The organism is Rhodococcus sp. 5A-K4, from assembly GCF_046097995.1.
In the GTDB taxonomy this organism is placed as follows: Bacteria; Actinomycetota; Actinomycetes; order Mycobacteriales; family Mycobacteriaceae; genus Rhodococcus_F; species Rhodococcus_F erythropolis.
The window spans coordinates 465401-486307 of record NZ_JBJURM010000001.1; the positions used below are offsets into that span (position 1 = coordinate 465401).

Below are 20907 nucleotides of genomic sequence, written 5' to 3' on the forward strand. Positions count from 1 at the left end.
ATCGCCCACATACCGTTCATTTCACGCGACGCATCCACCGTGCGTCGTCTCATTCTTGACCGATTCAGAGGATGGACATGTCTCTTTCCGACCACGCAACCGGCAAAAACGCCGGTGCCGCGGGTGCACACCACGACGGCGCAGACTTCCATGCGGAAGACAATTCGTATCTGGAGAAACGAACACTCCGAAAGGGAACAGCAGGGTGGGTGCTGCTTGCGGGGTTGGGTGTCAGCTATGTGATTTCCGGTGACTACGCCGGCTGGAACAACGGTCTGGCCGAAGGTGGTTTCGGTGGCCTTCTCATCGCGGCCGTCGTCATCGCGGGGATGTACCTGGCGATGGTGCTCGGTATGGCCGAGATGTCGTCGGCGCTTCCGGCTGCGGGCGGGGGGTACACGTTTGCCCGACGGGCCATGGGTCCCTGGGGTGGATTTGCCACCGGCACAGCGATTCTCATCGAGTACTCGATCGCGCCCGCAGCGATCGCGACCTTCATCGGGGCGTACGTCGAGTCGCTGAACCTGTTCGGGATCACCGACGGCTGGTGGGTGTACCTCGCGGTGTACGCGATCTTCATCGGCATTCACCTCACCGGCGCCGGTGAGGCACTCAAGGCGATGTTCATCATCACCGCCATTGCACTCGTCGGCCTGGTCGTGTTCGCGGTTTCGGCTGTCGGCCTTTTCGATTCGTCCAACCTCACCGATATCGCCGTCGACACCAGCGCAGTCGGATCGTCGTCGTTCCTGCCATTCGGTCTGCTCGGAATCTGGGCCGCCGTGCCCTTCGCGATCTGGTTCTTCCTTGCCGTCGAAGGTGTACCGCTGGCCGCCGAGGAAGCACGTGAGCCGGAGAAGAACGTCCCCCGCGGCATCATCATCAGCATGTTGATCCTGATCGTCACAGGCGCAACGGTTCTCTTCCTCGCCACCGGTGCGCTCGGCGCCGACGCCCTGTCCACCTCCGGAAATCCGCTCGTCGAGGCGCTGGGGGACAGCGGAGCGGCAAAGGCCGTCAACTACATCGGACTTGCCGGTCTGGTCGCGAGCTTCTTCTCGATCATGTACGCCTACTCACGTCAGACGTTTGCGCTCTCCCGCGCCGGCTACCTGCCGAAGAACCTGTCGGTGACCAACAAGCGCAAGGCCCCCACTCTCGCGCTCGTCGTTCCCGGAATCATCGGCTTCGCGCTCTCACTCACCGGTGAAGGTGCCATGTTGCTCAACATGGCGGTGTTCGGCGCGGCAGTCAGCTACGTCCTGATGATGGTGAGTCACATCGTTCTTCGTAAGCGTGAGCCGAACATGCCGCGCCCGTACCGCACGCCCGGCGGTATCGCCACCACCTCGTTTGCGCTCGTGATCGCGGCAGTGTCGGTGGTGGCCACCTTCCTGGTAGATCCCGTTGCGGCATTGCTGACGTTGGTTGCCTTCGGAGTTCTGATGGCGTACTTCGGTCTCTACAGTCGTCACCACCTTGTTGCCAACTCGCCGGACGAGGAGTTTGCTGTACTTGCACAGGCGGAAGAAGAATTGGGATGAGTCGCGGGATGGCCAAGTATCACCAGCAGGTATCCGGAACCAACTACTCGTTCGACGGTCTCGTCGATCTGATGGCAAAAGCGACACCACTGCGGTCGGGTGACGAACTAGCCGGTTGCGCGGCAAGCTCCGATGCTGAACGTGCTGCTGCCCAATGGGTTCTGGCTGATCTTCCGTTGACTGTGTTCCTCGAAGATCTGTTGGTTCCGTACGAGGACGACGAGGTGACCCGGCTCATCATCGACAGCCACGATCGCCTCGCATTTGCGCCGGTGGCCCACCTGACTGTTGGCGGATTACGGGACTGGCTGCTCGAGACTGCGTCGGCGCCGGAAGCTTCAGCACGCTTGTCTGCCGTGAGTCCCGGTCTGACCCCCGAGATGGTAGCCGCGGTCAGCAAGATCATGCGCAATCAGGACCTGATCGCCGTCGCCAAGGCCATCACGGTCACCGCGGGGTTCCGCACCACCATCGGACTGCCTGGACGGCTGAGCACCCGACTCCAGCCAAACCACCCGACGGACGATCCACGCGGCATTGCGGCGGCCACATTGGACGGTCTCCTGATGGGATGTGGCGACGCCGTCATCGGCATCAACCCTGCGACGGATTCACCCCAGGCCACCTCGGATCTGCTCCACCTGCTCGACGACATCCGTCAGCGATTCGAGATCCCGACTCAGTCGTGCGTGCTCTCTCACGTGACCACCACGATCGGACTGATCGAATCGGGGGTGCCGGTCGATCTTGTCTTCCAATCGATTGCCGGTACCGAAGGCGCCAATTCCGGTTTCGGAGTGAACATTCCGCTACTGCGCGAGGGTAACGAGGCCGGACGCTCCTTGAACCGCGGAACGGTCGGCAACAACGTCATGTACCTCGAGACAGGGCAGGGGTCCGCCCTCAGTTCAGGTGCCCACTACGGCACCGGTGGAGTCCCGGTCGATCAGCAGACACTCGAGACCAGGGCATACGCCGTGGCCCGAGATCTCGAGCCGCTGCTGGTCAACACGGTGGTCGGTTTCATCGGTCCCGAGTACCTCTACGACGGCAAGCAGATCATTCGCGCGGGCTTGGAGGATCACTTCTGCGGAAAACTCCTCGGGCTGCCGATGGGAGTGGACGTCTGCTACACCAACCACGCCGAAGCCGATCAAGACGACATGGACAACCTCCTCACCTTGCTGGGCGTCGCCGGCGCGGCGTTCGTGATCGCGGTGCCCGGCGCCGACGACGTGATGCTCGGCTATCAAAGTCTGGCGTTCCACGACGCGTTGTACGTGCGTAAGGTCCTCGGTTTGCAGCCCGCCCCGGAGTTCGAGACCTGGCTCCACAACTTGGGGATGACCGACGCAAACGGTCGGGTTCTTCCGATCGACGCCGAAATGTCGCCGCTGCGGGCTTTGACGGTGAACTCATGACCGAAGATCAGGCACCGATCCTCGATTTCTGGGGTCCACTGCGCAAGACCACACAATCGCGTATCGGGCTGGGGCGTGCCGGAGATTCGTTGCCCACCAAGCGGGTTCTCGAATTCAAGGCAGCACACGCCGCAGCCCGCGACGCAGTGCACGAGCCACTCGATTCCGAGACTCTCGCCAGTCGGGTCGACGGGGTGGGTATCGGGGCACCGGTGGTGGTCGCGAGCAGCGTCTCCACCCGCAGCGAGTATCTACGGAGACCCGACCTGGGGCGACAACCTGCGGACCTGAGCGCGATCAAGAGCTCCGACAAGGAAATCGGGTTCATCCTCGCCGACGGACTCTCCCCGCGAGCACTGATGGACCACGGCGAGCAACTACTGTCCGCGTTGGTCACGGTGTTGGGGGAGCAGTACTCGATTGCGCCGCCGGTGATCGCCACGAATGCCCGTGTGGCACTGGGTGATCACATCGCCGCCGCGATGGGAGTGCAGACGGCGATCGTCCTGATCGGCGAACGTCCAGGGCTCTCCGTTGCGGACAGCGTCGGGATCTATCTGACTCACCTTCCGCGCGTCGGTCGTACCGACGCGGATCGAAACTGCATTTCCAATGTCCACCCACCCGAGGGTCTCGGATACGAGCAGGCTGCTCGTGTCGTCCTGGGGTTGGTGACGGGAGCGCGCCAATTGGGCCGCTCCGGCGTCGACCTCAAGGACACCTCTCGCGCCGACGCCGTTGCGTCGGGAGAAGTGCTGACGCTCGACTAGTTGACAGCTGCACGGCATACCCGGGTCGATCGACACTCGGGTATGCCGTCGTACCCGAATCACGACGAAAATGAGGGAATCGATGTTCCGTTCGCTGCATGCCCGCGCCCTGTGTGCGTTGGCCGTAGGTAGTGTCCTGTTGAGTGCAACTGCATGTAGTTCGGCCGAGAGTGCCACGAAAGAGAATGCGGCGCAGAGTAGTTCATCCTGCGCGGCGTTGGATCCCAGTCTGGCGTGGTACGGCGACAACCGTGTGAGGTTGGATGCCATGATGACGGAGTTCGGAACGTGTGGAGCTGCAGGTCATGTCGATGACGGCGCTCCGTTGGCGCTCTTCGACTGGGACAACACAGTTGTCAAGAACGACATCGGAAGCGCCACTGCATTCTGGATGATCAAGAACAACAAGGTGTTACAGCCCGCCGGAGCGGACTGGGCAACCACCAGTCGCTTCATGACTCCAGCCGGCGCTGCCGCACTTTCCGCCGCGTGTGGCTCGGAGACCGCCCCGGGTCAACCCTTGGTAACCAGTACCGACTTGGACTGCGCTGACGAGATCGTTGCGGTACTCGAGGAGAAGACTCGCGACGGACAGGTTGCATTCGACGGCTACGATCACCGCTGGACCAAGGCTGCATACGCGTGGGCGGTGCAGTTGATGGCAGGGCACACCGAGGGCGAGATCACCGAGTACGCCCGCGCAGCGCGTGCTGAGAATCTCGCTGCTGCAGAAGGATCCGATCAGACTGTCGGTACGACGGAAGTCGACGGCTCGGTGCGTTACTACGCGCAAATCGAAGATTTGGTGAAAGCCCTCGGCGCTCATGGATTCGACGTGCGGATCATCTCCGCGTCGGCCGAACCGGTCGTTCGAGTCTGGTCGGAGCAGCTGGGATTGGATGCCGATCACGTGATGGGAGTTCGGCCGATCGTCGAGGGCGGCGTTCTGACGGGGCGCCTGCGGGGATGTGGTGGGGTTGCGGACGGTGACGACTCGGTCATTCCGTACATCGATGGGAAGCGGTGTCAGGTCAACGAGGTTGTCTACGGGGTCCAAGGGCCTACGGCGTTCGAGCAGTTGCCTGCCGATCGGCGTCAGGTGTTTGCTGCCGGTGATTCTGTCACCGACGTGACGTTCCTCGGAGATGCGACCGGTGCGCGCCTGGTGATCAACCGCAACAATCCCGAACTGATGTGCAATGCCTACGACAACAGTGACGGAAAATGGCTGGTCAACCCCATGTTCATCGAACCGAAAGCACAGGCGGATGCTCCCTATCACTGCTCGACCGATGCCTACACCGACGCGGCCGGGGCCAAAGGCGCCGTAACTCGTGCGGACGGCAGCGTGATCCCCGATCAGGCCGATACCGTCGCGTGACAGTCGGCTTGCTGCGGTGACTTCACAACGATCGATCGGCGTGTGATCTGATTCTTTCGAGCCCTTTGTCGGGCTGCGGAAACCCACGGGTGTCCGCTGTGATGCTGGAGCCGCAGAGGCGGCACGTGAGTAGGAGAAATCGATGGCCTTCGCTGGCAATGTGGACGAGTTGGCACTGCTCCAAGCAGTACGTCTCAAGGAGCGGGTCGGAGCGGTTGTACTGGCCGAGCACTTGGGCGTCAGCGCAGCGTCCGGTCAAGCTGCGTACGACGCACTTGTCGCGCAGGGTAAAGCGGCCGAAGCAGAAGGTGCCATCAGCCTGACCGAGAAAGGCCTCGCGGAACTCGAAGATCAGTTGGACGCTGAGCGGGTCTCGATCGACGAGGACTCCATCGGCGAGGTGTACGAGGCTTTCGTTCCGCTGGACGAGGAGTTCGTTGCACTTATCGACGACGCGGACGCGAATTCCCTTGCCGAGCTGGACCGCCGGGCTGCAAACCTGTTCGACGATTTGTCGGCATTCGTTCCGCGGTTGTCCCGCTACCAGGATCTCTTCTCGGATGCTCTCGCGAAAGTTCAAGCGGGGGAGTTCAAGTGGATTTCAGAACCGATCATCGACTCCTACGCCACGGTGTGGGGAGAGATCCGTCAGGAGCTTTTCGGGGCTGCCGGAAAGGCTTGATTCGTAGAGCTGGACCCTGACGCAGTTCAGCGTGGGCCGTCCGATTCGTGTGAACGAATCGGACGGCCCACGGCATGTGGAGAGCGGTGAAACTCGTTACCATTGCATACAAGTCGTGACCGAGATCACTCCTACCCCCTTTCGGGGGTAGTGCAGGGGTGAGCCACATCACTACCTTTCCTCCTATCGACGGTGATGCCCACAGGGCGACACCACGGGACCACGGAGGAATCGAGTGACCACAGTCTCTCCCACAGGCGGCAACAGCGCCGCCGGCGCCGGGGGTGCGAGTGCCGCAGGCGCGACACAACCCCCGCAGACCACCAGTGTGCGGCGCGTCGCGATCGCGAGCTGCATCGGCACGACCATCGAGTTCTACGACTTCTTCATCTACGGAACTGCTGCGGCACTTGTCTTTCCGACGGTATTCTTCCCCGCGCTCGGTGCCACCGCGGGAACCGTCGCATCGTTTGCGACCTTCGCAGTCGCATTCATCGCCCGGCCCGTCGGCGCAATGCTGTTCGGACACTTCGGTGATCGCATCGGTCGCAAGAAGACTCTGATCTCGACGCTCCTGCTCATGGGTATCTCGACGCTCCTGATCGGCTTGCTGCCCGGTGCGGCAACCATCGGTGTTGCGGCTCCGATCATCCTGGTGCTCTTGCGATTCGGCCAAGGCTTCGCGGTCGGTGGTGAATGGGCAGGCGCAACTCTGCTCACCGCGGAATACGCCCCACCGGGCAAACGTGGTCTGTATGCGATGTTCCCGCAGCTCGGCCCCGCAATCGCCTTCGTGCTCTCGAGCAGTACATTCCTCATCACCGGCGCTGTTCTCGGCGATACCAACCAAGCCTTCCTCGACTACGGCTGGCGTATCCCGTTCTTGTTCTCCATCGTGTTGGTCGGCATCGGCCTCTACATGCGACTCGCTATCGAGGAGACCCCGGTCTTCAAGGCGGAGCAGGCAGAGCGCGTTGCAGAGCAGAAGAACGAAGCACCTCGCACCCTCCCGTTCCTGGATGCCTGGCGGTTCCAGACCAAGGAAATCCTGCTCTCGGCCGGCGCCCTCGCTTGCCTGTTCGCGTTCTTCTACATGGGCACGGCGTTCCTCACGAGCTACGGAACCAAGACCCTCGGCTTCTCCCGCCCGTTCGTCCTGTCGGTCGGTATCGCGTCCGCCTTCGTCTTCGGTGCGGCGATCATCGTCTCCGCCTTGTACTCGGACCGCATCGGGCGTCGCAAGGTCATCATGATCTCTTGTGGTCTGGCTGTGGTGTGGGCGCTCATTCTGTTCCCGCTCCTGGACACCGGAACACCGATTGCGTTCATCCTCGGAATGTTCGGCACGCTGATGATCTTCGGAATCGCGTACGGCCCCTGCGGTGCGCTGCTTCCGGAAATGTTCCAGACCCGCTACCGCTACACCGGTGCCGGCCTCGGCTACAACCTCGCCGGAGTGCTCGGCGGCGCAGTGCCGCCGCTGATCGCCGCACCGCTGGCCTCGGCATACGGGAGTATGGCCATCGGAATCATGTTGGCAATCCTCGGCGTGGTGAGTCTGGTCTGCACCTGGGCGCTCGTCGAGACCAAGGACCACGCCCTGTAAACACTGTGCGCCTTTATTAACCGCCGGCGGTTAATAAAGGCGCACAGCAGGCGGGTGGGGTGTCCGGACTCTGAACAGTTACGGCCACCCCGCACCGGGAAGTATGTCGTGCATCACACCGAATCGAGTAAATTCGTAGATGAGAGGGTCCGCTGCGGCGGCCCCTCTCATAGGTGCCTGAACAGGTAACCGGAGAGGACAGAACACATGAGTACGCCGCTGCCCAGCTATACGTCCGGAGTATGGGACGGTCCGATGCTGGGCGACACCATCGGAGACAACCTCGATCGCACGGTTGCCGCACACGGCGACCGCGATGCGTTGATCGACCACGCCAGCGGTCGACGATGGACGTACCGGGAGTTCGCCGAGCAGGTGAACGGGCTCGCTGCCGGACTACTTTCCCGTGGTGTGGGGAAGGGCGACCGGGTGGGAATCTGGGCTCCCAACTGTCCGGAATGGACGTTCACGCAATACGCGACGGCAAAGATCGGCGCGATCCTGGTCAACATCAATCCGGCGTACCGCTCGCACGAGTTGCAGTACGTGCTCGAGCAGGCCGGAATCTCGACGCTGGTGTCTGCGGCCAGCTTCAAGACCTCGGACTACGCGTCGATGATCGAGACGGTGCGGCCGCAGTGCCCGGATCTGACTTCGGTGCTCCTGCTCGGTTCACCCGAGTGGGACGCGGTGCTTGCAGACGGCTTGGCGGCGCAGGCAAGCGATCCGGCTCCGCTCGCCGCAGCCCAGGCCGCGTTGTCGGCCGACGACGCGATCAACATCCAATACACCTCGGGCACTACCGGTTTCCCGAAGGGCGCGACGCTCAGCCACCACAACATTCTCAACAACGGCTACTTCGTCGGCGAGTTGTGCCACTACAGCGAGGTCGATCGGGTGTGCATCCCGGTGCCGTTCTATCACTGCTTCGGCATGGTGATGGGCAACCTTGCGTGCACCAGTCATGGTGCTGCCATGATCATTCCGGGCCCCGCATTCGATCCGCGCGCTTCGCTCGAAGCCGTCCAGGCCGAAAAGTGCACGTCCCTCTACGGCGTTCCGACGATGTTCATTGCCGAGTTGGCGCTGCCGGACTTCGACAGCTTCGATCTGTCGTCCCTTCGCACCGGCATCATGGCGGGTTCGCCCTGCCCGGTCGAAGTGATGAAGCAGGTCATCGATCGCATGGGCATGGCAGAGGTGTCCATCTGCTACGGCATGACGGAGACGTCGCCGGTGTCGCTGCAGACCCGCTCGGACGATTCGATCGAGCAGCGCACCGAAACCGTCGGTCGGGTGGGACCGCACCTCGAGATCAAGATCGTCGATCCGGCAACCGGACTGACGGTGCCGCGCGGCGAGCCGGGCGAACTGTGCACGCGTGGTTACTCGGTCATGCTCGGCTACTGGGAGAACCCGGAGAAGACCGCCGAGGCTATCGACGCTGCCCGGTGGATGCACACCGGAGACATCGGCGTCATGGACGAGGCCGGATACGTCGCTATCACCGGACGCATCAAGGACATGGTCATCCGCGGTGGCGAGAACGTCTATCCGCGTGAGATCGAGGAGTTCCTTTACACCCATCCCGACATTCTCGACGCGCAGGTCATCGGTGTGCCGGACGCCAAGTACGGCGAGGAATTGATGGTGTGGGTCCAGATGCGCGAAGGTGCAGACGATTTGGACGCCGATTCGGTCCGTGCCTTCTGCACCGGCAAGCTCGCGCACTACAAGATTCCGCGGTACGTCCATGTCGTGGACGAGTTCCCGATGACAGTCACAGGCAAGGTCCGCAAGATCGCGATGCGAGAACAGGCGATCGAATTGATCGGTCAGGCCTGAGCATATGTCCGCGAACCCAGGGGAGCGTGAGCCGGTACGCCCCGAGATCGCGCTCTCCTGGAAGCGTTCTCGACTGAGTGGCCTCGATCCGTCGTCGGCAATCGCCGTGGACACCGAGGAGCAGGACGGCGAGTCTCGTCTGCTCCGGGCCGCCGCGCCCGTGCTCGACGAGGTGTCGCAACAGATCGCGGGCACCGGTTTCTGTGTGCTGCTTGCTGATCGAGAATGCCGCGTGGTCGCTTCGGTGTACTCCGACAGCCGCGTCGAGCGGACGATCGAGCGGTTGGGCGTCGTCAACGGTTCACGCTTCGGTGAAGAGCACGCCGGTACCAATGCGCTCGGTACGCCGCTCGAGGTAGGTCGAAGCGTGGTGATCCACGGGGACGAGCATTTCCTCGACAGCCTCAAGGGATTGAGCTGCTACGGCCAGCCGATCCTGCATCCCGTCACACGTCGCGTCGAGGGTATTCTCGACATGACCGGCGTTGTCTCGCAGGCAAACCCGCTGTTCGCGCCCTTCCTTGCGCGTGCTGCAGCGGATATCGAAAAACGACTGCTCGAAGGCTCCAAAGCGTCGGAGCAGCGGCTGGTCGACGCATTCCAGCGAGTGTCACATCAGCGCCACATTGCCGTCGCGGCCATCGGCGACGACATCCTGCTGAGCAACCGAACGGCCTTGGATCTGCTCGACACCGCCGACCACGTATCACTCCGGTCCTTGATCGCCGATCTCAATCCTGATCAATCGAGGCTTGTGACAGTCGAATTGGCGTCCGGTGCGCTGGCGCGAGTTCAAGCCGACCGGATTTCCGGGGCCGACGGCGGCGCACTCTTCCTGGTCGAACCACTCCAGCGGGAACGGGCACCCATCCGCAGAACCCACGAGCGAGCACCATCTCCGGGGGAGCGACTGCGCCGAGACCTCATGCGAGCGCGGACCTCGTCGTCCGCAGTTGCCATCTCGGGTGAAGCAGGTTCCGGTCGAACTTCGGCAGCATCGGACGTGGTCGGGAGCGTCGACGCCAGTTGGCACGATGCCACGCGGATCGCGTTCGACGGCCGTGAGCAGTGGATCACCGATCTTGTGCGAGCAGCCCGAAAGCGTACGGGCGTGGTCGTGATCGAACAGGTGCAGCTCCTTCCCGATTCGGTGTTGCCACTGGTTGCAGACCTGGTCGATGCCAGCGCCGAGGGGCCGAGGATTGTGTTGACCAGCGGCGCGGTCGCGGATTTGCCGCCAGCCATCGTGTCACTCATCTCGCGTTGTGCCTCCAGGATTGCCATCAACCCGCTGCGCGAGCGACAGGCTGAGATCGCCGAGTTGGCTCAGGCGATGTTGGAGGGGATCTCGCCCGAGTTGAGGTTGACCGCCAGCGCTGCCGAAGCGCTCGCTGCGGCCAGTTGGCCGGGCAACCTGGCCGAATTGCGCGTCGTGTTGAATCGGGCCTCAGGTGAACGCTCGAGCAATCGCATCGACGTCGTCGATCTGCCCGAGGACTATCGCACCACGACCAAGGTGTCGCGGTTGGCAGGGCGGGAGAAGGCCGAGCGCCAGGCGATCATCGGAGCGTTGAAAGACTGCGGCGGCAACAAGGTTCACGCGTCGGCGCAACTCGGAATCAGCCGAAGCACTCTCTACACACGGATGCGGGCGCTCGACATCACTGTGTAGTTTGCTGTCCGAATTGAGTTGTACAAAGTTCGGACAGTTAGCACCCCCGGAAGCGCGGAAGTATGGCGTGCATCACATTCGCACCTCACTACTTCAGGGGAGTTTCCGATGACGGCAGTAGCCGAACACACCATCAGTTCCGCGGTACAGGGTTTCCTGAACGGACCGAAGAAGCTCTACATCGGCGGCGAATTCGTCGACGCCGCTTCGGGCCAGACCTTCGCGACGTACAACCCGGCTGACGGACAGAAGCTCGCAGACGTGGCACACGGCCAGGCCGAAGACATCGACCGCGCGGTACGCGCCGCCCGAACGGCTTTCGAGGACGGCCCCTGGTCTCGGATGAAGGCAAACGAGCGCGAGCGGATGATCTGGCGCGTCGGCGACATTCTCAGTGCTCGTGCCGAGGAATTCGGTCAGCTCGAAGCTCTCGACAACGGCAAGTCCGTTGCCATCGCCACCGCCGTCGACGTGGCTTGGGCCGCAGACGTTTTCCGCTACTACGCGGGTTGGGCCACCAAGATCGAAGGCAGCACCGTCAACGTGTCGATGCCCTTCTCTCCGGGCGGCGAGTTCCACGCCTACACCCTGCGTGAGGCAATCGGCGTCTGTGGACTGATCGTGCCGTGGAACTTCCCGCTGCTGATGTCGTCGTGGAAGCTCGCCCCCGCGCTCGCCGCCGGCAACACGGTGATCCTCAAGCCCGCTGAGCAGACCCCGCTCACCGCACTGCTTCTCGCGGAGGTCTTCGAAGAAGCCGGATTCCCGCCCGGCGTCGTCAACATCGTTCCCGGCTTCGGCGATGCAGGTGCTGCACTGTCCGGCCACGACGACGTGGACAAGGTCGCGTTCACCGGTTCCACCGAGGTGGGTAAGAAGATCGTCGACGCCGCCAAGGGCAACCTGAAGAAGGTTACGCTCGAGCTCGGTGGCAAGAGCCCCAACATCGTATTCGCCGACGCGGATTTCGATTCCGCTGTGGAGGGTTCACTTAACGCCTGGCTGTTCAACCACGGCCAGTGCTGCGTTGCGGGTACCCGTCTGTACGTCGAGGACACCATCTTCGAGAAGTTCACCGAGGCCGTCGCGCACGCAGCGAGCCAGGTCAAGATCGGACCCGGCCTCGATCCCACCACCCAGCTCGGACCGCTGGTCTCGCAGGAGCAGTTCGACAAGGTCACCGGTTACCTCCGTGAGGGGATCGCCGACGGCGCACGTGCACTCACCGGCGGTAACCGCTGGGGCGATCAGGGCTACTTCGTCGAGCCGACTGTCTTCGTCGACGTCAAGCCCGAATTCTCCATCGTTCAGGAGGAGATCTTCGGACCCGTCGTGGCAGCGCTGCCGTTCAACGCGGACGACGGACCCATCACTGCCGCAAACGATTCCATCTACGGACTTGCCGCCGGCATCTGGACCCGTGACATTTCCAAGGCCCACCGCACGGCCAAGCGTCTCAAGGCTGGCTCGGTGTGGATCAACCAGTACAACGGCTTCGACACCGCAATGCCTTTCGGCGGATACAAGCAGTCCGGTTGGGGCCGCGAGCTCGGCGCTTCGGCTATCGATCTCTACACCCAGACCAAGGCCGTCAACATCGCCCTCTGACCGACCCCCATCGCTCATTCTCTCGTCCGACAATCAAGGAGATCACCAGTGAAGACCAAAGCTGCTGTACTGCTCGAGCCCGGAAAGCCTTTCGAGATCATGGAACTCGACCTCGACGGCCCAGGGGTGGGTGAGGTACTGATCAAGTACACCGCTGCCGGACTGTGCCATTCGGATCTGCATCTGACCGACGGTGATCTCCCGCCGCGTTACCCGATTGTCGGCGGACACGAAGGCTCGGGCATCATCGAAGAGGTCGGACCCGGCGTCACGAAGGTCAAGCCGGGCGACCACGTCGTGTGTAGCTTCATCCCCAACTGCGGCACCTGTCGCTACTGCTCGACCGGTCGCCAGAACCTTTGTGACATGGGTGCCACCATCCTCGAAGGTTCGATGACGGACGGTTCCTTCCGTTTCCACGGCAACGGAATGGATTTCGGCGGAATGTGCATGCTCGGAACATTCTCCGAGCGCGCCACCATTTCTCAGCACTCGGTGGTCAAGATCGACGATTGGCTTCCCTTGGAGACAGCAGTGGTCGTCGGCTGCGGCGTGCCTTCGGGTTGGGGAACGGCAGTAAATGCCGGTAACCTTCGCGCCGGTGACACCGCTGTGATCTACGGCATCGGTGGTCTCGGCATCAACGCCGTCCAGGGCGCCGTTTCGGCCGGCTGCAAGTATGTCGTGGTGGTCGACCCGGTTGCTCTCAAGCGTGAGACCGCACTGAAGTTCGGTGCAACCCATGCCTTTGCAGACGCCGAGAGCGCTGCTGCCAAGGTCAACGAGCTGACCTGGGGACAGGGCGCCGACGCGGCGCTCATCCTTGTCGGCACCGTCGACGAGGACGTGGTCAGTGCAGCGACAGCAGTGATCGGCAAGGGCGGCACCGTGGTGATCACGGGTCTCGCCGATCCGGCCAAGCTGACCGTGCACGTGTCGGGAACCGATCTGACGCTGAACCAGAAGACGATCAAGGGCACATTGTTCGGATCAATGAACCCGCAGTACGACATCGTGCGTTTGCTTCGTCTCTACGATGCGGGTCAGCTCAAGCTCGACGAACTGATCACCAACACCTACAGCCTCGAAGACGTCAACCAGGGCTACCAGGATCTGCGTGATGGCAAGAACATCCGTGGCGTGATCATTCACGACAAGTAGGACAACTGCTGTGCGCCTTTATTAACCGCCCGTGGTTAATAAAGGCGCACAGCACTATTTCTTGGCGTTCGACAAAATCTGCATCAACTGAAGTAGTGCCGAGAACTTCGCGAATACCGAGCGCGAGACCACCGGACCGAAAGCCGCGGTGTCGGTTGCATCGAACGCGTCGAGCAGATCGCGGAAGCTTTCGACCTGTTTGACCATCGCGTCGAGATCGACGTGCGTGGCGGCGTCGGCATCACGCAGAGCTAGTAGGTACTGCGGCGCCGTCACCAAGGCGACTGCCGGGATCTTCCGGTCGAACAGTGGTTCACCCTCGCCGAAATGAATGACCGGTCCTGGCGCCACGATTCGGCGATCGCCTGCCCCGATGTCGCGCCACAGCGGTGCAACGATGTCGTGTACTTCTCGGCTCGTCGCGTAGAGCAGTTCCGGTTCCGGAGTGGTCACCAACGCATAGCTGCCGGTCGAGGTGTCCTCGGTATCACCCAGCGCGCCGAGGTGTTCGATCGCGATCCCGGCTACTGCGCGCGCCTGACCGGCTTCGCCCTTCCACATCTCGGGGTGCGCTTCGAGCCAGGTGGAGGTTGCCTGTCCGTGCTTGGACACCGCTGGAATTCGCAGGTGGCCAGTCGTCAGCACAAAAACGTACGACCGTCGATGCGGCTGCGCGACGGCGTGCCGCGCCAAGGCCAACATTCCCAGATGCCCGTTCTCCTCGACGCCGTTGGTTCCGTCGCTGTGAGTGATGAGCAGAATCGTCTCTTCCGGTGATGTCCCCGGGGATACCGCCCACACCGTGTCGGTCCGGGTGTCCGGATGCAGAGTTGCATCCAGAACCAGAGTCGCCCGCTGACCGGAACGAGCTGCAGCGACAACCTTCCTGCCCTCGTCGCCGGCCACCCAGACGGCGGGGATGTCGTGGTACGGCTGCGTGAACGGAAGATATTGTCCCAGTGCGTTGTCCGGAGCGATGTCACGCCACACCGCGATCACGCCGAGCACTCCGGCCTTGCGGGCCTTGTCGAGTTTCGGGCCAAGAAGGGTTGCGGAGAGAACCGGATTTCGAAGAGTCTCGTCGGTGGCGATCGGACCCCACTCGCTGACCAGTAGCTTGCGGGGAAGATCGACGTGCGGGACCTCGATCACCGCGATCGCGCCCTTGGCCAAGGACCACTTGGGGCGTCGCGCGCTGACGTAGACCAGGGGAGCGGAGATTCCCTGAGGCCCGGTCAATCCCGAGTAGGGGAATGCGGACGAAACATTGATCGGTCCCGTCGGCAATTCGATGCGAAGCCCCTCAGATGTGTCCGGTAGATCCCAGCGTTCGAAAGTGTGTGAATCACGCCGGACTTCGAGGCCCAGTTCGGTCAGTTCGTTCGCGACTTCTTCCACCACAGCGTGGTGTGAAGGTGATCCTGTCAATCGTGGCCCCAGCGCGTCGAGTCGCTGTTGGCCGGCAAGGAGGAGATCGCGATCGACGGCCTGGCCGTGATTCATGGGATTGCCTTTCGTACTACGCGACGTCTGCTCTGGTGAGGCGCCTGCCCGTGTCGTGTCCACGGTACCGAGCGGTCTGAAAAGGAGACGGAGAGCGCGCCGGATATGCCGTTTTCGCAGATATACCGGGTGCCAATGGGCCGATCGGTCCGTACCGTATGACCTTGGCACCGAAAGACTCCGTGTTCTTCGGACAGACCAGTCCACGGCGAGAGAGGCCTACGTTGGCTACGTATCTTTACAGGTTGGGGAAGTTCGCTTTCCGCCACAAGTATCTTGTGGTGGCCGCGTGGATTATCGTGATCGCGGTGGTGGGAGGCGCTATCAGCGCCACAAATCCGACGTTCTCCAAAGAATTCAATCTTCCGGGCACCGATTCACAGCGTGCGACCGAGTTGATGAACGAGAACTTTGCAGCGGCAGCGGAGCAGCAAACTCAGGCGTCGACCAGCATTCTCATCGCGGCAGACGACGGGCTTGCCGCGCACAGCGATCAGATCGACCAGTTGATCGCACAGGCTAAGACGTTGCCGGACATCGTCGATCCCGAGAAGATCGTCAATCCGGTCACTCTCGCGGAGGCCAATCCGGCGGTGGCGTCAGCCGTTCTCGGCGACAACGGCAAGGTCGGGCTGATCCAGCTCAATCAGTCGATTCGCATCGAGGATCAGACGCAGGCGAACAAGACGGCGTTCCTCGATTTGATGGCAAAATTCCGCACCGGTGGCCTGCAAGTCGAAGGCACCGGTTCGATGATGCAGGTGCAGGCCGCGGGCGGTCTGTCGGAGATGCTCGGCTTCGCGGTGGCGTTCATCGTGATGATCGTGGCGTTCGGCGCACTCATCGCGGCGTTCATCCCGTTGTTCACTGCAATTCTGGGAATTGCGCTGGCCACTCTGACGGTCACACTCGGCTCGGGCTTCTTCGACATCAACGAAGGTGTCACGGGAATCGTCACGATGATCGGCATCGCAGTCTCGATCGACTATGCGTTGTTCATCGTCTCGCGCTACCGCAGTGAGCTCAATCTGGGCGGAACCAGGGAAGCTGCTGCCGGACGCGCAGTAGGTACAGCCGGTTCGTCGGTCGTATTCGCGGGCCTGACAGTGGTGGTCGCGCTGGCAGCCCTGGCGGTGGTCGGGGTCCCGATGATTACGCAGATGGGAATCTCGGCAGCGGTTGCCGTCATCATCGCCGTGCTCGGCGCAATCACGTTGATCCCGGCAGTTCTGGGCATCTTCGGTCGGTTCGCGTTCTCGCCTCGTATTCCCGGGCTTCGCCACGGTGACGAGCCCGAGACGATGGAATCCAACGGACATCGCTGGGCCAAGATAGTCACCAAGTACCCGTGGCCGATCGCGGGTGCTGCTCTGGTCCTCCTGGTGATCGCGGCTATTCCGATGACGAAGCTCGAACTCGGACTCTCGTTCACTCAAGACGAAGAGCGACCGGCACTGGCCCTCCTGCAACGAGGATTCGGTGAAGGCGTCAACGGCGAATTGTTCGTCGTGCTCGACGCGCCCGACGGCACCGACATCACTGCGATTGCCGAAGGCACTGTCGCGCACATCAAGGGCCTCGACAACGTCGCAACGCCGGATCAGTTGATGTGGGTCGGAAACGGACCGGACGCGGCAAACCCGATGGCGGGCGCAAACTCTGCGCTCATCGCGGTCACCCCGCAGATGTCTCCGAGCGGCCCCGAAACCCACGAGCTGATGAATCAGATCCGGGACTACGGATCGACGGTGAAGTCGGAAGGCGCAGAACTCGGTGTAGCGGGTCAAACCGCGATCGTTGCAGACATGTCGTCGAAGCTCAGTTCCGCGCTCATCCCGTATCTCATCGTGGTTGTGGGGCTGGCGTTCATCATCATGATGGTCGTCTTCCGTTCGATCTTGGTGCCGCTGACCGCAACTCTCGGATTCCTCTTTTCCGTCTGTGCGACCTTCGGCGCCACGGTGGCCATTTTCCAGTTGGGCGACTTCGGGCTGATCGAGCACACACAACCCATCATCTCGTTCCTGCCGATCTTCATGATCGGTGTGGTCTTCGGGTTGGCGATGGACTATCAAGTGTTCCTCGTGACGCGAATGCGCGAGGAATACGTGCACGGATTGTCGGCCAAGGACGCCATCATCTCCGGCTACACCCATGGTGCTCGCGTGGTCGCATCGGCGGCCATCATCATGATCTCCGTGTTCGGCGCATTCATGCTGTCCTCGGAGACGACAAGCAAGATGATGGGCTTCGGTCTCGCGGCGGCAGTCTTCTTCGACGCCTTCATCATCCGCATGATCGTGATCCCTGCGGTCATGTCGATCCTCGGTGATTCGGCGTGGAAGTTGCCCGCGTGGCTCGACAAGATCCTGCCGAACGTCGACATCGAGGGTGAAGCGATTCGGCGGATTCCGATCGAGCAGGATCCGGATTCCGATCCAGACCCGAATCAGGTGCCGGTGAGGGTTTAAGCACTCAGGTCGTCAGGACGGGGTGCCGGTTGCACAGCAACTGGCACCCCGTTCTTCTGTCTTCATGCGGCGCTCGCGCGATAGGAAACCATCCGGTTGGTAACAGAAATCGCTGCGATCGCGACAGGACTTCCAGAGGCGACGCGCATCGGGAGCGAGCCGTGACAGTGACTGCGAGGGTACGTGTCGAAGGAGCAAACCGATTCGAAGCGGGCCGAGAAGTGGACCTTCGCGCTGACGGTCGTCTCCCTGATCGCCGGTGGGACAGTGGTTGCCGGGCTGGTGGATCGGTGGAGCAGCTCGCCGTCCGATGACATCTCGGTAGCTGCGTCATCGTCGGTCACCATAACGTCCACACCGGACGAGATTTCGGCGGAGGACGTGCCTGAATTCTCGTACGTTACGCCGAGCGCGGTGTACCCGACAACGATTCCGGGTTGTGAAAGCGTCGCAGCGCCAGAAGAGGATTCGTTCTTCTCCTATATTCTGGACGGATCTGACACGTACGACGATCCACGCTTTCCGTGGTTCTCGAGCGCCAAGGCAGCCGCGATGTCGGAAGCGGTCAAGCAGGCGCTCCCGAAAGATGTCGAGCTGAAGTTCGCCAGCCCGGGTAATTCGCTGCAGTTCGGGCCGATCTCTGCACCTTCGAACACAGATGGGCTGCCCGAGGGATTCTCGCTCGAGGAGTTGGCGTCCACCACTGCGTCCGGGACGCTGATTCGGGACGGGAAGATCGGCGCGCTCAGCCTGATGCTGCACTCGAGTTCTGATCCGATCCCATCGTGTGTTGCGGGGTCGCTCGTCGAACGTCGGGTGCTGGCCGACCAGTCTGTGGTGGATCTGCAGGATACGTGGAGCGAAACCAATGGTGTACGCACCCTTAATCGGTCGGCAATGTTGTACGGAGTCGACGGGACCCGTATTCAGGCGTATGTCAACGACACGAACAACGACGGAGGTCCGGACGCCGAGAGTTCCGGCGTGGTGCCACTGACGCTCGACGAACTTGTAACCCTTGTCGAAATGCCACAGTTGCGAATCACCGCGCCTGTTCCACCAGGCACTGCTCCGCTTCAGATTGATTGCGGCGGTTGGACGGACGAGTCATCAGGGCGGGAACTGGATCGAGGAATCGTCGACGCGCTCGGTGAAGCGCTCCGATCGGGTTGGCGCGCAGCACCGTCAGAAGAGCCTGACCTCGGCAGCCAGCTGGGTGATCTGGTTCTGGCCGAAAACGACACCACCACTGCGTGCCAGGATGTCGTTGCACGGTCGGGCGGCAACGAGTCGCGTCTGAGTATCTCGATTACCAGTGGACAGCCGCTTCCTACGCCTCCGAACAAGTACGACCCTTCTTACGACGGACACCCGCTCTCGATGGTGACCGCCGAGGACGGGTCCGTGATCGAACGTGATGAGAGTCGCTGGGAGAATGTCCACAGGTCTGTAGTAGTTACCCACCCCGGTGGGACGCAAGTAACGGTGAGCTCTTCGGCAGAGGCACCGAACGTGCCGATGACGTTCGAGCAGTTGGAGTTTCTCGCGACGATCGACGGGCTGGAGATTCGATGACCGCCAGGTATTCGCCCAAGGCCCGCCTTCGGATCGCAGCCGCCGTAGCCGTAGTCACGGTCACCGCCGCCATCGCCACGGTGGTCACGTCGACGAGTTCCGGACCGACAGCGATCTCGTCGCCGCCATGGAGCGTCGAGGCCTCCGAGATTCTCGGGCGCGAGTTCGCGATATTTCGGAGCCCACTTGTTGGAACCGAATTCAACATGGACATGGGCGGATTCATCGACGCCGGATCACTCGTGGTCACGATGGTCGGCATGCCGGACCGCCAGGCGTATTCGTTGGACGACGCGGAATTGGTCGGATTGGACGCTGAGGACGGCGCGGTCCGTTGGCGCACGTCGGCGGTCGACATCGGTGGTTGCTCCGAGACTTTGCTCGGCAGTTCGGTGCTGTGTTTCTCCGGGCCGTACGTATCCGGTGGTTCGTACTCACTTTTCGATATCGAGACAGGAGAGCGTCGAGACATCAAGACGCCGTGGGCACCGATCATCGCGGTTGTCTCGGGTGACACGGTCCTCGCGCTCGAGGGTGATATCGAGAGCAACGACGTTCGCGTGCACAGCGGAACCGTCGACGATCCGGAAGCGAACTGGTCCAAAGCGTTCGACGTCGGTGGATCGTGGGAAGCCGGATACGTCGATCCGGTGATGTCGGTGCACGGCGATCTGGGTGTGATCGCTCTCGACGAGTCTCTGGGATTCGATCTGAAGACGGGCGAACAGCGGTGGGTACACGGTTACTCCACCTGTTCGACCGCGCATACATCGTCGGACGGCGTGACATTGGTGTCGGATGGCGGTTGCGAAGGCGATGGCCGTCCGACAAGTGAGTACGCGCTCGATCAGAACGGGCGCGAGTTCGCCAGGACGGACGAACTGCCCTCGGAGTCCTCGTACTACGGCGGGCGATACAGCCGAGATGATCCCGCGGGAAGATCGACTCCGATCATTCTGGGACACAGCGGTTTCGACCGGACTTCCGGCGAGAAATTGTGGTCCAACAGTGAACTCTTCGACACCGCACAGTCGTTGGCGGTGATCGGCCACGTGGTTGCCGTGACACGTTCCGGTCCCGAACCCGAGGTCCAGTTCGTGGACCTCTTCACCGGTGAGGTCCTGTGGCGATCGAACGCTGAGCGCGCCGGGGCGGTTGTCTGGCACGGCGATGTCGTTATCGACGAGGGAAACGTCTACGGAACGGATGTCCTTACGGGCCAACGTAGTTGGGAGGTTCGGGTGGATCAGGACGGGGACGACGAGTTCACCCCCTGGGCGATGCCGCGGGAGCTGTGGGCGGGGGACAAGGTGCTGTTGCGTTCCAGTGAAGACCGCATCACGGCGTTGAAACTGTCTTGAGTGCTTCGGCCTCCGGTGCCGGAACAGTTTTCCCGGTGATCGGATCGACTTCCTCGAGCGGTGGAACGTCTTCTCCGTCGAGCACTCGGCGCATGCGCTCCTTGTCGAGCTGCCCCTCCCAATTCGCGACCACGAAGGTGGCGACACAGTTCCCAAGCAGGTTCACCGAGACTCGCATCGAGTCCATGATTCGATCGGCGCCCAGCAGGAGGGCGACTGCGGCAACTGGAATTGCGCCGTTGGCATGACCCCCATCAAGTGACCCGCAAGCTATGAGAATCCTTCCGCCCTGATCAAGGGCATGAAA

General features: G+C 62.0%; 15 protein-coding genes. 13 read left to right on the top strand and 2 right to left on the bottom strand.

Going from position 1 to position 20907, the window contains the following annotated elements; all coding sequences use genetic code 11:
* The first annotated feature begins 71 nt into the window (after nucleotides 1–71).
* The 10 genes from eat to ACKAMS_RS02305 all read left to right on the top strand — a co-directional run bounded on the left by eat (nucleotide 72) and on the right by ACKAMS_RS02305 (nucleotide 13690).
* Nucleotides 72–1544 (top strand): ethanolamine permease, encoded by a 1473-nt coding sequence (gene eat / locus ACKAMS_RS02260; protein ID WP_003941913.1) that lies wholly within the window; start codon nucleotides 72–74, stop codon nucleotides 1542–1544.
* Nucleotides 1541–2965: an ethanolamine ammonia-lyase subunit EutB gene (locus ACKAMS_RS02265; protein ID WP_097387623.1), complete on the top strand. Its 1425-nt coding sequence runs from the start codon at nucleotides 1541–1543 to the stop codon at nucleotides 2963–2965. The genes eat and ACKAMS_RS02265 overlap by 4 nt, the downstream gene beginning before the upstream one ends.
* Nucleotides 2962–3735: an ethanolamine ammonia-lyase subunit EutC gene (eutC, locus tag ACKAMS_RS02270; protein ID WP_020969011.1), complete on the top strand. Its 774-nt coding sequence runs from the start codon at nucleotides 2962–2964 to the stop codon at nucleotides 3733–3735. The genes ACKAMS_RS02265 and eutC overlap by 4 nt, the downstream gene beginning before the upstream one ends.
* An 82-nt stretch (nucleotides 3736–3817) precedes the next feature.
* A complete protein-coding gene (locus ACKAMS_RS02275; RefSeq protein ID WP_020969012.1) occupies nucleotides 3818–5116 on the top strand; it encodes an HAD-IB family phosphatase in 1299 nt (432 codons plus the stop codon).
* Between the two features lie 142 nt (nucleotides 5117–5258).
* On the top strand, nucleotides 5259–5798 hold the full coding sequence (locus ACKAMS_RS02280; protein ID WP_020969013.1) for a hypothetical protein: 540 nt from the start codon (nucleotides 5259–5261) through the stop codon (nucleotides 5796–5798).
* Between the two features lie 235 nt (nucleotides 5799–6033).
* The gene (locus tag ACKAMS_RS02285) at nucleotides 6034–7404 is read left to right on the top strand and encodes an MFS transporter (RefSeq protein WP_019744239.1); all 1371 of its coding nucleotides are present in this window, start codon (nucleotides 6034–6036) and stop codon (nucleotides 7402–7404) included.
* Between the two features lie 207 nt (nucleotides 7405–7611).
* Nucleotides 7612–9249, top strand: a complete 1638-nt coding sequence (locus ACKAMS_RS02290) for an AMP-binding protein (protein ID WP_029254895.1) — start codon at nucleotides 7612–7614, stop codon at nucleotides 9247–9249.
* A gap of 4 nt (nucleotides 9250–9253) precedes the next feature.
* Nucleotides 9254–10921: a sigma-54-dependent Fis family transcriptional regulator gene (locus ACKAMS_RS02295; protein WP_408988537.1), complete on the top strand. Its 1668-nt coding sequence runs from the start codon at nucleotides 9254–9256 to the stop codon at nucleotides 10919–10921.
* 108 nt (nucleotides 10922–11029) lie between these two features.
* Complete coding sequence (locus ACKAMS_RS02300) at nucleotides 11030–12529, top strand: aldehyde dehydrogenase family protein (protein ID WP_019744236.1); 1500 nt, start codon at nucleotides 11030–11032, stop codon at nucleotides 12527–12529.
* A 48-nt stretch (nucleotides 12530–12577) separates the two neighbouring features.
* Nucleotides 12578–13690 carry an NDMA-dependent alcohol dehydrogenase gene (locus ACKAMS_RS02305; RefSeq protein ID WP_019744235.1) on the top strand — a complete coding sequence of 371 codons (1113 nt, stop codon included), beginning with the start codon at nucleotides 12578–12580 and terminating at the stop codon, nucleotides 13688–13690.
* Nucleotides 13691–13744: 54 nt separating this feature from the next.
* Here the strand turns inward: ACKAMS_RS02305 and ACKAMS_RS02310 are convergent, their stop codons facing one another.
* Nucleotides 13745–15193, bottom strand: coding sequence for a hypothetical protein (locus tag ACKAMS_RS02310; protein ID WP_408988538.1), 1449 nt, complete (start codon nucleotides 15191–15193; stop codon nucleotides 13745–13747).
* 224 nt (nucleotides 15194–15417) lie between these two features.
* Here ACKAMS_RS02310 and ACKAMS_RS02315 point away from each other — a divergent pair, with 224 nt between their 5' ends.
* The 3 genes from ACKAMS_RS02315 to ACKAMS_RS02325 all read left to right on the top strand — a co-directional run bounded on the left by ACKAMS_RS02315 (nucleotide 15418) and on the right by ACKAMS_RS02325 (nucleotide 20600).
* Nucleotides 15418–17664 (top strand): MMPL family transporter, encoded by a 2247-nt coding sequence (locus ACKAMS_RS02315; protein WP_070387076.1) that lies wholly within the window; start codon nucleotides 15418–15420, stop codon nucleotides 17662–17664.
* Between the two features lie 183 nt (nucleotides 17665–17847).
* Nucleotides 17848–19239 (top strand): hypothetical protein, encoded by a 1392-nt coding sequence (locus tag ACKAMS_RS02320; protein ID WP_264614128.1) that lies wholly within the window; start codon nucleotides 17848–17850, stop codon nucleotides 19237–19239.
* Nucleotides 19236–20600 (top strand): PQQ-binding-like beta-propeller repeat protein, encoded by a 1365-nt coding sequence (locus ACKAMS_RS02325; RefSeq protein WP_408988539.1) that lies wholly within the window; start codon nucleotides 19236–19238, stop codon nucleotides 20598–20600. Before ACKAMS_RS02320 ends, ACKAMS_RS02325 begins: the two co-directional genes overlap by 4 nt.
* Here the strand turns inward: ACKAMS_RS02325 and ACKAMS_RS02330 are convergent.
* Nucleotides 20578–20907: cation:dicarboxylate symporter family transporter (locus ACKAMS_RS02330; protein ID WP_408988540.1), on the bottom strand; the 330-nt coding region annotated here is incomplete at its 5' end. The two genes, ACKAMS_RS02325 and ACKAMS_RS02330, sit on opposite strands and share 23 nt — an antisense overlap.